The organism is Amycolatopsis sp. NPDC059027, assembly GCF_042739735.1.
Taxonomy (GTDB): Bacteria; Actinomycetota; Actinomycetes; order Mycobacteriales; family Pseudonocardiaceae; genus Amycolatopsis.
Genome location: NZ_JBHYIK010000033.1, coordinates 16,764 through 31,640, shown reverse-complemented (window position 1 = coordinate 31,640; position 14,877 = coordinate 16,764). Strand labels below are relative to the sequence as shown.

The following is a 14,877-nucleotide window of genomic DNA, read 5'->3' as shown; positions in this document are numbered from 1 at the left end:
GTCAGCCACCACCCCTGCTGAACGTGCTCTCCTTGTCCTGCTGGTACGGCGCGCCCTGCCACTCCCCGAACTCGACGACCTGGCCGGGCTGGTGAACCACGAACGTCCACGGGCCGGCGTAGGTGTTGTGGTACCAGCGGTTGCCCTGGTTGAACGTGATCGCGTCCTGCACCACGCCGCCCTTGTACGGCGACCACTCCGGGTAGGTGCCGTAGTTCGACAGCAACGCCATCCGGCCGCAGGTGACCGTGCAGCCGATGACGGCGGGGTCGAGCAGGAACCGGTTGTCGTGAATGTCGACGCGCTGGGTCTTCCAGCGGCAGTCGGCCTTTAACTGTGCGGTGTCGATTCCGGGCGCCGCGCACTGGGTACGATTGGTGACCAGGCGGGTACAGGAGTCGGTGGAGGTGTTAGCCGGGCTGTTGCAGAACCGGTCGGCGTTCTCCCACAACGTCACGCCGGACCAGTTGTCCTGCAGCACGTTGCCGAAGACATCGATCTTGTCGGTGCGGGCCTTCACCCGTGGGTCGCCGCCCGCCTCGGACAGGTAGATGGTGCCCGCCGGGAAGTTGTCGCCGCTGTCCGCGCGCTTGCGGCCGTCGACCCAGTTGTTCCGGCGGATGGTGTTGTCCCGGATGATCGCGTTGTAGCTGATCTCGTAGAAGATCGCGGCGCCGTCGTTGCCCTCGATGACATTGCTCGCGATGAGGAAGTCGTTGTTGTTCGTGTCGGCCCACAGGCCGGTGCCGCGGTTGTCGTGCACCCAGTTCCCGCTGATGTCTGCGCCGTTGACCGACCAGAACTTGACGCCGCCGGTGCAGCCGCAGCCGTCGACGTGTTTCTCCCAGTCACCGGTGTTGTTCCCGGCGATCTCGTTGCCCTCGACGACGAGCCCGGTGATCCGGTTGCCCTCGGCGAACGCGTTCATCCCGTACTGCCCGTTGCGTCGCAGGCAGTTGCCCCTGACCTGTTGACGGTCGCCCGCCATCAGCCCGGCGCCGTCGTTGTCCTGGATCGCGCTGTGCTCGATCACCCAGCCGTCGCCGGAGTCGTGGTTGACCACGCCCTCGTCGCGGGGCGCGGTGAAACCCTGGACGGTCAGGTTCTGGATTTTGACGTTCTTCGCGTGGCCGGTGAACGCGTAGTTGTTGAGCTTCTTACCGTCCACAATGGCCCCGGGCGCACCGATGTAGACATCGCCGTCCTTCGGCTCTACCTGGTTGTACCGGTCGTCACCGAGCAGGTGCGCGCCCGGCGCCAGCCAGAACGTCGTACCCGCTGGGCTGGACTTGGTCTTCTCCCGGATGTCCCCCTTGACGGCCGGGTCGATCGTCACCGCGCCCGCCGGTGCGGTGGCCGGGCCGGGCGGCAGCTTGTCGCACACCGCCGCGACCTGCCCGGACGGCGCGGCCGACGGCGGCCGGTTCGCGGCGTCGCCGTCCTGCCCGGAACACGCGCTCAGTACCAGCGCTGCCACGCCCAGCAGCGCCATCAGGCTTTTCGTGCGGATCACCGCGAACCTCCTTCCGATCTGGACTGTCTACTGTGGACTATCTCGCGAATCTCAGTCTCGTGGTCACCGCACCGGCACCGCCACTGCCGACCAACGTCGTCGCGGGCTCACGACGGCCGAAGCCCGCGGAATACCAGCCCAGCGGCGGATCCTCCTGGCCCCGGTGTGCCGTCCAAGCCAGCTCCGGCGGGAGTTCCAGCACCGCGGCGCGCCCTTGTGTCCACTTCAGACTCGCGGTGTGCCCATCGAGCGAGACGTCGACCGCGGGCCCGAGATGGAAGGCGAGCCTGCCCCAGCGACCTTCCGAGCCGTCGACCTCGTCGAGGATCGTGAGCACCCCGCCGTCGAGTGTCACCGAGCGGCGGTGGATCGCCGGACGGTAGCCGTCATGCTCGGCACTCCAGCGCGACGGGCCACTGTCCGGAGTATGCACGTCGAGAACCGTGCTGTGCGCGTGCCGGACCCACAGGAACGGACCGCCCGAAGCAGACTGATCGGCACCGTCCAGCTCCAGGGTGTTGTGGCCGAGGGTGGACCGGAAGTACGACCGCCAGCGGGGTTCGCCGTGGTAGCAATACGTTCCCGGGTCCGCGAGGATCTCGACGCCGTCGTGCCGCACCTCCACCGAGAGCGCGTCGGCGTGCGCGTGGGCGGCGATCGAGAGGAAGCCGTGCGGCCCGGCGTCGCACCGGCACCAGATCTCCCCCGTTTCACCGCGCGAACGCAGGATGGTCATCCCGGCGTCGGCGTGATGCGCCGGGTGGCGCGCGGGCCGCGCGGACGTCGGCTGTGGCACCGGGCCGAGCGCGGCGAGCAGCGGGGTTCGTACGTCCTTTTCGGACACTTCCGGCCACCAGTCGCGACGGCCGAACAGCGCGTCCCCGGTGGCGAGCAACGACGCCCAGCGACCGACGTCGGGACCGTCGAGGATCAGGCCGAAACCGTCGTCGGCGTCACCCTGCCTCGGCGGATGCAGCTTCACGTCCACAATGGACGCCAGTGCGTCGCACATCCGTCGCAGGACGAGCCAGGTCGAATCCGGAACGTGGGCGCCCGCGGCGTTCGCCTCCAGTGCCGCCGCGAGACCCAGTTCCAGGACGAGGCCGTGGTACTCGGTGGCCAGCTCGCGGTTCAGGCCGGAGTCGAAGGTGTTCGCGCGCAGGTGCTCGTCGAGCGAGCGCAGCGCGTCCGCCCGCCAGCCCGGGGATTCCGGGAACCACGCGAACGCGCTCGCGGCGGCGAGCTGCCCGGCCGCCTCGGCGATGACGTGGTTGTTCGCCGAGGAACCCCGGCTCGGGAAGTCCTCGAGCCAGCGCTGGTGGTACCAGATCTGCCGCAGTGCCACCGGGTTGTCCTCGAACAGGTCGCGCGCCCCTGGCCAGCCGTCGAGCAGGCGGCGGACCCAGACCCAGGACAGCAGCCGGATGCCCAGTTCGATCCCGCTCACCCAGTGCACACCACGCATCGGCGGGTTGGCCGACCACCAGGACCGCAGGTGTTCGGCGACGCGCCGGGCGTACCGCACCTCGCCGGTCAGCGCGAACGCGGCGGCGAGCACGGTCAGGTGCTGGTGCCGTGAGGGTTCCCAGATCTGCTTGATGTCCCCGACCGTGTCCTCGCTGCGGTAGTCGATGTCGAACGAGTACACATCGGACGGTGCGCCGAGCCCGGTCTTCGGGTCGCGGGACCACTCCGGCGCGACCAGGTCGTGCCGTTCGACGCCGAAGTACTCGCCATGGCCGTCCAGCAAGCGGTCTGCAGTGGCGACGAGCCGGGTTACGGCCTCGTCGCCGACGGCCTTGAGCACGTCGTCATCGAGGACCGCGGCGAATCTTCGCCGGGGCAACGGCGTGGACTGGGCGGGCAGCTCACGCCACTGCCGTTTCCGGACGACGTCGGTGACGCGCCCGGCGATCTCGGCCGGTCCCATCCGGGATAGCCGGCGCAGGTACCAGGCGGGATCCATCACGAACCCTCGATCCGCACCGGGGTGCCGGTGGTGAGGCTGCGCTGTACGGCCAACGTGGTGAGCGTCGTCGCGACCAGGGAATTCAGCGAAACCGGCATCGGTGAACCGCGCCGGACCGCGCGGACGAACGCCTCCAGTTCGGCGCGCTGGCCCTTGTCGCGGCCCTTCGGAATCCGCGAGCTGGCCCACTTCTTGCGGGAGAACACCGACGCGCGGACGAAGTCGTCGAACTTCAGGACCTTCCCGTCCGCGACGACGTCGAGCGTTTCCTTCGGGAAACCACTGGACCCGCTGGTGGCGTAGCTGATCGAAGCCGTCGAGCCGTCCGGGTAGCGCAGGAGGATCTGGAGGTCGGCGCCGCTCGGAGTCGCGCACGCGTACACCGAAACCGGGTCGCTGCCGAGCAGCCAGCTCACCGTGTCGATGAAGTGCCCGCCCTCACCGGCGAACCGCGAGCCCTCGCTGTCGACCTGGTTGTACCAGCTGTTGTGCTCGAGACGTCCGGCGTTGACGAGGTAGCGCACCGAAGCCGCGCCGACCCGCGGGCCGAACTGGCCCCGCGCCTCCAGCAGCAGCGGTGCGAAGCGGCGGTTGAACCCGACCTGGAGCCGGTCGTTGCCCGACTCCTCGATAGCCTCCACCACGGTGGTCAGCTCTTTTTCCGACAGGGCAAGGGGTTTCTCGACGAACACGGCCTTGCCCGCGAGCAACGCGCGGCGGGTCAGCTCGGCGTGCGAGCTGTGCCGGGTCACGACGAACACCGCGTCGATCGACGGGTCCTCCAGTACCTTGTCGACCTCGGTGGACGCCTCGGCGAAGCCGAACTTGCGCTGAGCGTTGGCTCCGGACAGCGCCGAGGTGGTGGCCACGTGCCGGAGCTGGACATCGGTCATCTCGGCCAGATGCGGCAGGAGCATCGAGGACGCGTAGTTCCCCGCGCCGATGAAGCCGAGCCGCAGCGGCTGCCCCAGCGGAAGCGCCTTCGCGACCTTGGTCGCCGGAGCCACCCGCGGCGCCGTGAGAATGGCTTCCTGGACATGGACGTCGGCCAGCGCGTCCGGGTAGCGGAAGAGCACCGCCACCGCTTTCAGCTCGCCGTCGTTGAGCTTGCGGTACGTCTCGACGGCGGTCGAGAAGTCCGCGACGTGCGAGATCAGTGGTTCGACGTCGATGCGCTTGCGGGCGATCAGGTCGAGAACGCTTTCGATATTGCGGCGTTCCGTCCAGCGCACCTGGCCGATCGGGTAGTCGCGGCCCTGGAGTTCGTATTCCGGGTCGTAGCGGCCGGGTCCGTACGAACGGGAGAACCGGACCTCGAGTTCCTTTTCGTAGTAAGCGTTCCACGGCAGGTCGAGCTTGCACTTGCCGATGTCGACGATGCGGCCGCGGTCGCGCGCGAGCTTCGCGGCCAGCTCCACCGGCTCGTTCGTGCTGCCACCCGCCGCGAGGTAGACCTGGTCGACGCCGTGGCCCGCGGTGATTTCGGCGACCGCGGCCTCGATCTGCTCGGACGCCGGATTCCCGCACGCCAGCGCGCCGAGCTTTTCGCCGAGTTCGCAGCGCGTCGGGTCCGGGTCGACACCGATGACGCGGACACCGGACGCGGTCAGCAGCTGCACGACGAGCTGGCCGATCAGGCCGAGCCCGATCACCAGCGCGACATCGCCGAGCTGCGGTTCCCCGCGCCGGACACCCTGCATCGCGATCGAACCGACGGTGCCGAAGGCGGCGTGCCGCGGATCGACCCCGGCGGGAACGCGGCTGTACAGGTTCTTCGGCACCCAGTTCAGCTCGGCGTGCAGCGCCTGCTCGTTGCCCGCACAGGCCACGAGGTCACCGATCTGGACGTCCTCGATGCCGTCGCCGACCTGCTCCACCACGCCACACAGCGAGTAGCCGAGCGGAGTGTAGGAGTCGAGCTTGTTGATGGCCTTGCGGTAGGTGGCGGCGAGGCCGTTGGTGGCCACGCTCTGCACAACCTTCGCGACCTGGTCCGGCCGGGCACGGGCCTTGCCCACCAAGGAAAGGCTCGCCTCGGAGACCTTCATCATCTCGGTGCCGGTGGAGATCAGCGAGAACAGCGTCCGCACGAGCACCCCGCCCGCCTTGCACGCCGGCGCGGCCACCTCGAGAAGGGCCAGCTCACCGCTCTTGTAGTTCTGCACTACCTGTTTCACGTCACTCCTAGTTGTTACCGCTGCCCGCGCCCGCGGCGGTGGCGCCGCGGTACCAGTATTCGAGAGTCAGTACGTGCCAGAGGTGTTTCGACCGGTCCTGCTGCCCGGCCGCGTCCTCGTCGACGAGCCGCTGCAACGCCTCGCGCCGCAGGAACCCGGATTTGACGAGTTCGCCGTCGTTGACGACCTCCCGCACCACGGGTGCGAGGTCCCGGCTCATCCACGCCCGGATCGGCGCGCTGAACAGGCCCTTCGGCCGGTGCACGATCTCACCGGGCAAAATGGACAGTGCGGCCTGCTTGAGCGCCATCTTCCCCTGCCGCCCCACGATCTTGCGGTTGCCGGGGATACGGAAGGCGGCCTTGACGACCTCGACGTCCACAAAGGGCACCCGCACCTCGGTCGAGGCCGCCATGCTGGACCGGTCGGTGTAGGTCAGGTTCAGGCCGGGCAGGAACAGCCGGGAGTCCGCGAGGCACATCCGGTTGACGAAGTCGTCGAGGACGTTGTCGTTGTACGTGTCGGCGTGCTCGGTCAGCACGTCGTCCACAGTGGACGAAAGGTCCGGGTTGAGCAGATCGAGCAGCTCGGCCCGGTCGTACATCGTGTAGCTGCGCCGGAACGCCGTCTCCTCCGGCAGCTCGGCGAACGAAAGGAATCGCTTCGCGAACCGCACCGAGCGGAAGCCCCGCTTCGCCGTCGCGACCGGCAGTCTGTCCACAAGGGAATGGACTGGTTTGCGCAGCGCGCCGGGGACCTGCTGGTACCGCAGCGCCAGGACGTTCGCGAGGTGCTTGCGGTAACCGGCGAACAGCTCGTCGGCGCCCATCCCGGACAGCATGACCTTCACCCCGGCCTCCCGCGCGGCGGTGCAGATCAGGAAGGTGTTGATCGCCGCCGGATCGCCGATCGGCTCGTCGAGGTGATAGGTCATCCGCGGCAGCAGGTCCAGCACCTGCGGCGCGATCTCGATCTCGTGCAGGTCGACGCCGAACTTAGCGGCGACCTGCCGGGCGTAGCGCAGATCGTCCGGCATGGCCTCGAACTTCGCGTCCTCGGCGCGGAAACCGATGGTGTAAGCCGAAATCCCCGGCTGCTCGCGGGCGGCGAGCGCGGTCAGGTAGCTCGAATCGAGCCCACCGGAAAGGAACGTCGCGACGGGGACGTCCGCGAGCAGGTGTTTCCTTGTCGACTCGGCGACAACCGCGTCCAGATCGACGTCACCGGTGTATTCGGCGCCCTCGGCCGCGACCTCGCGCAGGGACCAGAAGCTGCCCTGTTCGGTTCGTCCGTCGGGGTGGAAGCGCAGCCAGCTGCCGGGCGGGAGCTTCTCGGCCTCCCGGAACGCGCACCGGCCGTCCGGCACCCAGTAGTACAGCAGCGAGGCCACGAGGGCGGCTTCGTCGATGCGCAGCGAGCCACCGAGTTCGGACGCGAGCGCCTTCAGCTCCGAGGAGAACACCACCCCGCCGCCACGTCGTACCAGGAACAGCGGCTTGATACCGAGCTGGTCGCGGGCCAGCACGAGTTCGCCGGAGCGTTCGTCGAACACCGCGAACGCGAACATGCCCCGCAGCCGCGGCAGGCATCCGATGTCCCACACCCGCCACGCCTGCAACACCACCTCGGTGTCCGAGGTGCCACGGAAACGCACCCCGGCCGCCTCCAGTTCGGCACGCAGCTCCGGCGCGTTGTACAGCTCTCCGTTGTAGGTCAGCGCGAGGCCGTCGGCGACCATCGGCTGCGCGCCGGTCTCCGACAGGTCGATGATCGACAACCGTCGGTGTCCGAAGTGGACTTCCCCAGCGCCGGCGGCGTGCTCGTAGTGGCCGGCGCCGTCCGGGCCGCGGTGGGCCAGCGCCTTCGTGAGCCGCTGGGTGAGCGGGCCGCCGTCGGGCCAGAGATAGGTGCCTGCGATGCCGCACATCTGCGTGGCGTCCCCTTCAATTCGTGGAACTGGGTGCGGTCGTCACGAGACTTCCGCGTTCTTCTCCCCGGTGACCGGCGAAAAGTGCTCGGTCGGCAGTTCGCCCTTGTGCGCGGGATCGTGCAGCAACGGTGTCGGCCTGCGTGGCACGCCGTTGCGGATTTGCTTGCCCGGCTTGGGTTTCGCCACCGGCTTGACCGGCGCCAGAATCCTCGTCGGGGCCTCGGAGTCCGAGATCTTCCGTCCGTCGTCCACCGGTTCCGGAATCGCCGGCGTGGTTTCGGGGACGTCCAGTTCCTTCGACCGCTGTGCGGCCGCACGGCCGCGCAACGCGGTGTGCAGGCCGTCCCACAACGTGCCGTCGGTACGGTCGCGCGGATCGGGGTCGACCACGACGACGCCGATGATCGGGATGGCCCGGTCGGCCAGCTGCCGCGCCACGGTGTGCAGCCACAGCGTGCTTTCCTTCCCTGCCCGCACGACGAGCACGGTCTCCTCGCCGAGCGCGTCAAGGTCGGTCCACGCCACCCCCGGCGAGACCGAGCCGACGCCGATCCGGCGTTCCTCGGGCTCGGCCGGTGGGGCGTCGACGGCCACGAGCCTGGCCTCGCTGCCCGAGGCGGCGGCGAGCGTGCGCAGCTCCCCGCCCGGCAGATCGTCGACGAGCGCGACCGGCTCATCGAGTTCAGCTGCCATGTCGAGGGCGAGCGCGGCGGTGACCTTCGGACAGCCGAGTTCCAGCAACGACACGGACCCGGCGTCGGAGCGGATCGCGCGGACGAGTGTCGTCGCGATCCTCTTCCGGTCGGTGACCCCGCGTGAACGTCGCCAGAGTTTGACCGGACCGCGCGGCGGCGAAGAAAGCTGTGCGATGACCGACGCACCGAGGTGTTCGGAGATCTCGCGGCGCAGCACCGGCCTGTCCCGCACGACGCCGGTGACGAGCGCGAGGGCGAGCCCCAGTGCCAGGCCCAGCGCGAGACCGATACCGCTGTTGAGCGCGCCGGTCTTGAGCAGCGAACGCGGCAGGACCCGCGGTGTCTCGATGATCTGCGTGCCCGCGGCGATCTGCGGGGTGCCGATCCCGGCCTGCTGCGCGCGTTGTTCGAAGTCGGAGATCTGCGCGGTGAGCGCGGCGCGCCTGCCGTACAGCGTTTCGAGTTCCGTCGCGTTGCCTGCCGTCCGGCCCCTGACGTTCGTCTTCTCCTTCTCCGCGATCTGCGCGTCGACGTCGGCGAGCTGGGCCTGGATCTGGTTGCGCTGATCGCTCAGCGCCTTGGCCTGCGCGGACGCGGCGGCCTGGTTGCGCTGCGCGTGATCGGCGATGAACGCGTCGGCGAGTGCCTTGGCGCGCGCTGTCGCGTCGGCCGCGCTGGTGCCCTTGACCGTCACCTGCAGGACGTTGTTCGTCAGGCCGAGACCCTGGTAGTCCTTCAGGAAGTCTTCCGGTTTCTGCGTGCTGTTGACGGCTTTCAGCGCGGCGCCGGCGATCTGCGTCGTCTGCATGAGGGCGACGTCGGTGCGGATCAGCGTGCCGCTGTCGGTCGGGGAATCGTCCTTGTGCAGCACGATGATCTTCGTGACCGCGGTCGGCGGCGACGGCAGGACGACCGCGAGCGCGCCGCCTGCTACAAGACCGAGCAGGGCGAGGGAAAGCCACAGCCTGCGGCCCCGGCGGACCGAGGCGATCAGCCGCGGCAGGTCGAGCAGCGGCTGGGAGGAGGTTTGCCGGGTAGTCACGCCGAACCCGCCATCGCGTCGCGCCGGACGGTGTCCTGGCTTTTCGAGGGTTCCGCACCGGGCCGCACCGGATGGACCAGCAGCGCGCCGAGGATCTCGTGCCCGGCGTCCGCGCAGGCCTCGGCGATCCCGACCAGCTCCCACGCGGTCCGCGAACCCGCGCCGAGCACGACGAGCACGCCCGTCACGCCGCCGCCGTCGAGGACGATCGGACGCGAGGCGACGATCTCGGCACGGTCCATCGCCGACCGTGGGACGGCCTCGGCGTCGGCCGCGACGCCGAGCTGTTCGGCGGCGCCCGCCGCGGGCCCGTCGTCGTCCGCGGTGAGCACCAGAATCCGCTCGCGGGTGCCGTGGGTGAGCCCGAGCCGGGTCAGGACACGCCGGTAGCGGACGTCGCGGTTGAGGTCGTCCGCCGGGATTTCGAGCCGCGGGACGTGCCACGGCCGGTCGCCGCCCACCGCGCGGCGCAGTTTCCCGCCGAGTCCGGTGGCGGCGGCCGGGGCGGCGGCGTCGGGGACGTCGATCGCGGAAAGGACCGGGGCACCGAGCGCGGCGGCGATTTCCGTCTCGCTCCGGAGCCTGCGGTCCGCGCGCGCGGCGAAGAGGTGGCCGAGGACTCCGACGAGGAAGAACAACACGGCGCCGCCCGCGACGAACTGGACCATGGTCGGCGCCGCCGCGGCGCTGGGCCGCGCGGCCGGGCCCATGACGACCATGTTGCCCTGCCCGGTGGCGGCGTCGGCCTGGTTGAGGTTGTTGATCGCCTGCTCCAGCGAGGTCCGCAGCCCTTCGAGCTGGGTGCGGGCCTGGACGCTTTCCACGGTCAGGTCCTTGCCCTCGACCGAACGCTGCAGATCGGAGATCTTCTGGTTGGTCTGCACGACCTGCTGGCGCAGGGTCTCCCGCTGTTCCCGCGCGAGCTGCCCGGCGGGGTCCATGCTGTTGGCCAGCAGCTGGGTCGAGTACTTCACGAACTGGTCCGCGACCTGGTCGGCGAGCTGTTTCGCCGCGTCGGCGGTGGCGCCGGAGACTTCCAGGGTCACCACGTTGCCCTGCGCGGCCGAGGCGGTGATCCGCTTGCGGAGGTCGTCGGAGGAGACGTGCCAGCCGAGGTTGGCGGCGGACCGGTCGAGCACCACGGAGCTGGTCGCGACCTGGGCCTGGGTCAGCAGCTCGTCGGCCTGCCGGGGGCCCTGCATCAGCACGCTCGCGGTGGTCTTGTAGCCGGGGGAGAACAGCAGGGAAGCGCCGGCACCGGCCAGGCCCCCCACCACGACGAGGACAGCGAGCAGCCGCCAACGCCTGCGGAGAACCTGCCCGACCATGGACAGGCGCACCGTATCGTCACGCAACGCCGGGGTCTCCCCTCGTACTGTGCCGGTGGATACCAATCCGGCCTTGGTAAAGGCTTGTCACCGCTGGAAGCGCGGCTTTCATCCCACCCGTCGTCGCGTTCACGACATTGGTTACAGCTACGCCGGAGTTTTGTTCAAAGTTTTGTACTCGGCACTCAGGAGGTCGCGCGCTCGTAGGCAGCGAGTAACGCGGTGCGGGAGTTGTCCCACGAAAGCGGCCCGTTCACGCGTTCCTTGCCCAGCTCGCCCATGCGCTCACGCTCGGCGGGATCGTCGAGCAGCTTCGCGATGAGCTTCGCGAACTCGCCGACGTCGTTGGCGGGCGCGTAGAGGGCCGCGTCCCCCGCCGAAACCCGCGCCTCCCGCAGGTCGAACGAGACGATCGGGCGGCTCATGGCCATGTACTCCATGATCTTGTTCATCGTCGACACGTCGTTGAGCGGGTTCAGCGGGTCGGGCGCGAGGCAGACGTCGGCGGCCGACAGGTAGCGCACCAGATCGGCGTCCGGGATGCGGCCGGTGAACTCGACCTGATCGGCCAGCCCGAGCTGTTTCGACAGCGCGACCATCTCGTCGAAAGTGTCTCCGGAGCCGACGAACGCGGCGTGCCAGTCGTCACGGCCGACCTCGTCACGCAGCGCGGCGAGCGCACGCAGGGCGTAGTCGACGCCGTCCTGCGGGCCCATGACCCCCAGGTAGCAGAGCAGATGCGGCTTGCCGCGCTTGAGTTCGGGTTCGGCGGGGACCTGCTGGAAGCGGTCGATCACCGGCGCGCTGCGCACCACGAAGACGTCGTCGGGCGACTTCTTCCCGCGGGTCAGCGCGGCCTCGCGGTAGCTCTCGTTGGTCGAGATCACGACGTCGGCGGCGCGGTAGGTGGCGCGTTCGAGCGCGCAGACCCCGCGGTAGAGGAAGTCCTCGCCGCGGTCGAAGCGCGAAAGATACAGCTCGGGGCATAGATCGTGCTGATCGAAGATGAACCGGGCGCCCTGGCGTTTGAGCAGCAGCGCGACGAGGAAGAGCAGGTCCGGCGGGTTGCAGGCGTGCACGACGTCGACGCGGCCGATCCTCCGCGCGAGCCGGAAGGTGTGCCACAGCGCGGATCCGTACTCCTGCAGGTACCCGGCGGGGCCACCGGTCGCGGCCTTGAGCGGGTACCGGTGGATGTGGACGCCGTCGATCTCCGCGTACGCCTCGGTGTCCCGCTTGGTGCCCTGCGGGCAGATGACGTGCACCTCCCACCCCGCGTCGCGCAGGGTCGTGCTCTCCTGCCATACCCGGCGGTCGAACGGGACCGAAAGATTCTCGACGAGGATCAGGGCTCTTTTACCAGGCAAGGCCGACGTATCCCTTTTCGTTCCGGCGCGTGGCGGCGTCGGGGAGGCGGACGAGATCGATGAGCACCTGGTCGCCGCCGTGCGGGAGCGCGTCGGCGACCGCGGCGTCGGAGCTGCCGACGAGGCACACGTCGGCGTGGGCGAGGACTTCGCCGATGGAGCCCGCGAGCAGCTGGCCGAGGTGCGGGAGCCTGCTCTCGATGTACTCGCGGTTGGCGCCCATCAGCCGGGACAGGCTGACGTTGGCGTCGTAGATCTTGAGGTCGTAGCCCTTGCCGAGCAGCCGTTCGGCCAGTTCGACGAGCGGGCTCTCGCGGAGGTCGTCCGTGCCGGGCTTGAACGACAGCCCGAACAGGCCGATCTTGCGCTTCCCGGTGCGGGCGACGAGGTCGAACGCGCGCTGCAGGTGCTCGTCGTTCGACGGGAGCACGTGCGCGAGGATCGGCACCGACACGTCGGCGCGGTGCGCGGCGTAGACCAGGCCACGCAGGTCCTTCGGCAGGCAGGAGCCGCCGAACGCGAACCCGGGTCTCAGGTAGGCCGGGCTGATGTTGAGCTTGCGGTCGGCGAGGAAGACGTCGATGACCTGGTGCGAGTCGAGCCCGAGCGCGCGGCAGACGGCGCCGAGTTCGTTCGCGAAGCCGATCTTCAAGCCGTGGAAGGCATTGTCGGCGTACTTGGTCATCTCGGCGACCGGGATCGGCACGCGGAAGACGTCGCCGGGCAGACCTTCGTAGAGCTGCGCGACGGCGTCGCCGCTCTGCTTGTCGAACTCGCCGATGACGGTCTTCGGCGGGTCGAAGAAGTCGCGGACGCTGCTGCCCTCGCGCAGGAACTCCGGGTTCACCGCGACCCCGAAGTCGACCCCGGCGGTGCCGCCGGAGGCCTTTTCCAGAATGGGAACCAGCAGGTCGAGACAGGTGCCGGGCAGCATGGTGCTGCGGAAGACGACCGTGTGGCGGGCCCCTTCGGGGCGCCGGGCTTTCGCGCTCAGTGCCTCGCCGATCTCCTCCGCGACGCGTTCGAGGTACGCGGTGGAAAGGCTGCCGTTGGGCGCCGACGGCGTACCGACGCAGACGAGCGAGATCTCACTGGCGGCGACGGCCTCGGCGACGTCGGTGGTGGCGCGCAGCGCCCCGGACGCCACGACCTCCGCCGTCAGCTCGCCGATGCGTTCCTCGACCACCGGGGCCTTGCCCCGGGTGACGAGATCGATTTTGATCGGGTTGACGTCCACCCCGACGACCTGATGACCACGACCGGCGAGGCACGCGGCGGACACGCAGCCCACGTAGCCCAGCCCGAAGACGCTGATCTTCACGACACACCCTCCAGCCGGATTCGCTGCACCCTTGGTCGGTACCCGCGCGCGGTTCGTTACCGCTTCCCACGCGTCGATTCGGCGACGGTGCGTGTCGTTACGCTTCCTTGACTCTCCCCACGTCCGTTCGGCCCACTATCCTTGGCACACAACGGAACCCCTGACACCGGGCCTCCGATGATCGACTCACCCGGCGATCACCGCGGCTCCGCTCCGCCCTAACCCCCTCCCCCACCCTTCCCTTGGGGGGCGTCCCCGCAACATTCTATCGCCCGGGTACGACAAAACCCGCGAAAAGCGCTCCGGGAAGGGAAGTTGTCCACAATCACGAATGGCTGTGGATATCTGCCGCAGCGAGTGCTGGGCGGTGTGCCGAGGGACGCCTTCGGTGCGCTCGATGCACCGAGGGACGCCCTTGTCGCACTCAACGCACCCAAGGCGTCCCTCGGCACCCAGTTCAGCGCCAGCAGGCTTGTCCTTTGTGGACAGTCTAGCCGCGAAGGGGTCCTTAAGGGCGCTGAGCGCCGGTAAGGAGGCCTTCACGGCGTCCGGCAGGCTTGGCAGGCGAGACTTCCCGGCACTGAAGGACGCCTTGAGCGCACGGAGCGCACCGAAGGCGTCCTTCAGCACACCCACCTCTCCGTCCTTTGTGGACCTGAACACGCCAAAGGGCGCCCCGACGCGACCACCGCACCGAAGGCGCCCCTCGCAGAAGATCGAGAAAGAATCAGTTGCTCTGCACGAACTTCGTCGCCAGCCCCTCACCGACCGACGTCGCCTTGCTGTGGTTCTCGATCGGCGACACCGTGGAGTTCTTGAAGCAGATGTAGGTCACGCCGGAGTCGACGCCACCGTTCTTCGGGTCGGGGTTGATGCCCAGTGCCTTGGCGGTGGCATAGGAGGCCTCACCGATGATGGACTTCGGCCCGGTGTCCCCGATGACCGCGTAGACCACCTTGTTGTTGTAGATCACCGCGCAGGAACCCGCGCCCTTCAGTTTGGACGCCTCGTAGTTCCAGATCCCGCTCGCCTGCGGCACGACGATATACGGCAACGCAGCGGCGTTCAGCGGTTTCCCGTCGGACTGCGGGAAAGCGGTGTCCGGCAGGAAGCAGCAGTCGGTCTTTTCGTTGCACTGCGCGGTCCGCTGACCGTCGCAGTCGATGTCCATGTCGGCCTTCCAGAACACGGCACCGTTGGCATCACACACCGGGATCGAAGCACCGGTTTCCTCGTCGGTCTTGTACTTGCCCTTCGAGATCTGCTTGCAGCCCGCGGTTTTCGCCAGCAGTTCCGCCGCACTCGGCCCCGCCTGTACAGAAGCACCAGAAGCATCAGCCGGAGCACCCAAAGACGCACCCAAAGGCGCGGCCACAGCCGATGGGGTCACCGCCGCGGCCAGCAAGAGGGTCACGAGCAGGATCAGTTTCCGCATAACCTGGCTCCCATTTGTTAGGAAGACTTCCTTACGTGCGCGGCGGGTACTTAGGATGCACCGCAGCGTCACCGAACTCAAGAGCCAGGCGTGAGTAGTT

The 14,877-nt window shown here is 68.8% G+C and carries 9 protein-coding genes; all 9 read right to left on the bottom strand.

Annotated features, from left to right (window positions below):
* Position 1: 1 nt before the first annotated feature.
* The 9 genes from ACFWY9_RS23145 to ACFWY9_RS23105 all read right to left on the bottom strand — a co-directional run bounded on the left by ACFWY9_RS23145 (position 2) and on the right by ACFWY9_RS23105 (position 14,777).
* Positions 2–1,492 (bottom strand): right-handed parallel beta-helix repeat-containing protein, encoded by a 1,491-nt coding sequence (locus ACFWY9_RS23145; RefSeq protein ID WP_378339909.1) that lies wholly within the window; start codon positions 1,490–1,492, stop codon positions 2–4.
* Positions 1,493–1,550: 58 nt separating this feature from the next.
* Positions 1,551–3,479 (bottom strand): alginate lyase family protein, encoded by a 1,929-nt coding sequence (locus ACFWY9_RS23140; RefSeq protein ID WP_378339897.1) that lies wholly within the window; start codon positions 3,477–3,479, stop codon positions 1,551–1,553.
* On the bottom strand, positions 3,479–5,659 hold the full coding sequence (locus ACFWY9_RS23135; protein ID WP_378339896.1) for a bi-domain-containing oxidoreductase: 2,181 nt from the start codon (positions 5,657–5,659) through the stop codon (positions 3,479–3,481). Before ACFWY9_RS23135 ends, ACFWY9_RS23140 begins: the two co-directional genes overlap by 1 nt.
* A 7-nt stretch (positions 5,660–5,666) precedes the next feature.
* Positions 5,667–7,586 (bottom strand): asparagine synthase (glutamine-hydrolyzing), encoded by a 1,920-nt coding sequence (asnB, locus tag ACFWY9_RS23130; protein ID WP_378323546.1) that lies wholly within the window; start codon positions 7,584–7,586, stop codon positions 5,667–5,669.
* Between the two features lie 42 nt (positions 7,587–7,628).
* On the bottom strand, positions 7,629–9,326 hold the full coding sequence (locus ACFWY9_RS23125) for a Wzz/FepE/Etk N-terminal domain-containing protein (RefSeq protein WP_378323547.1): 1,698 nt from the start codon (positions 9,324–9,326) through the stop codon (positions 7,629–7,631).
* Positions 9,323–10,681 carry an exopolysaccharide biosynthesis protein gene (locus ACFWY9_RS23120; protein ID WP_378323548.1) on the bottom strand — a complete coding sequence of 453 codons (1,359 nt, stop codon included), beginning with the start codon at positions 10,679–10,681 and terminating at the stop codon, positions 9,323–9,325. Before ACFWY9_RS23120 ends, ACFWY9_RS23125 begins: the two co-directional genes overlap by 4 nt.
* A 158-nt stretch (positions 10,682–10,839) precedes the next feature.
* Positions 10,840–12,021: a glycosyltransferase family 4 protein gene (locus ACFWY9_RS23115; protein WP_378339895.1), complete on the bottom strand. Its 1,182-nt coding sequence runs from the start codon at positions 12,019–12,021 to the stop codon at positions 10,840–10,842.
* Positions 12,011–13,342 carry a nucleotide sugar dehydrogenase gene (locus ACFWY9_RS23110; protein WP_378339894.1) on the bottom strand — a complete coding sequence of 444 codons (1,332 nt, stop codon included), beginning with the start codon at positions 13,340–13,342 and terminating at the stop codon, positions 12,011–12,013. The genes ACFWY9_RS23115 and ACFWY9_RS23110 overlap by 11 nt, the downstream gene beginning before the upstream one ends.
* A gap of 727 nt (positions 13,343–14,069) precedes the next feature.
* Positions 14,070–14,777, bottom strand: coding sequence for a glycoside hydrolase family 75 protein (locus tag ACFWY9_RS23105; RefSeq protein ID WP_378323551.1), 708 nt, complete (start codon positions 14,775–14,777; stop codon positions 14,070–14,072).
* Between the last annotated feature and the right edge of the window lie 100 nt (positions 14,778–14,877).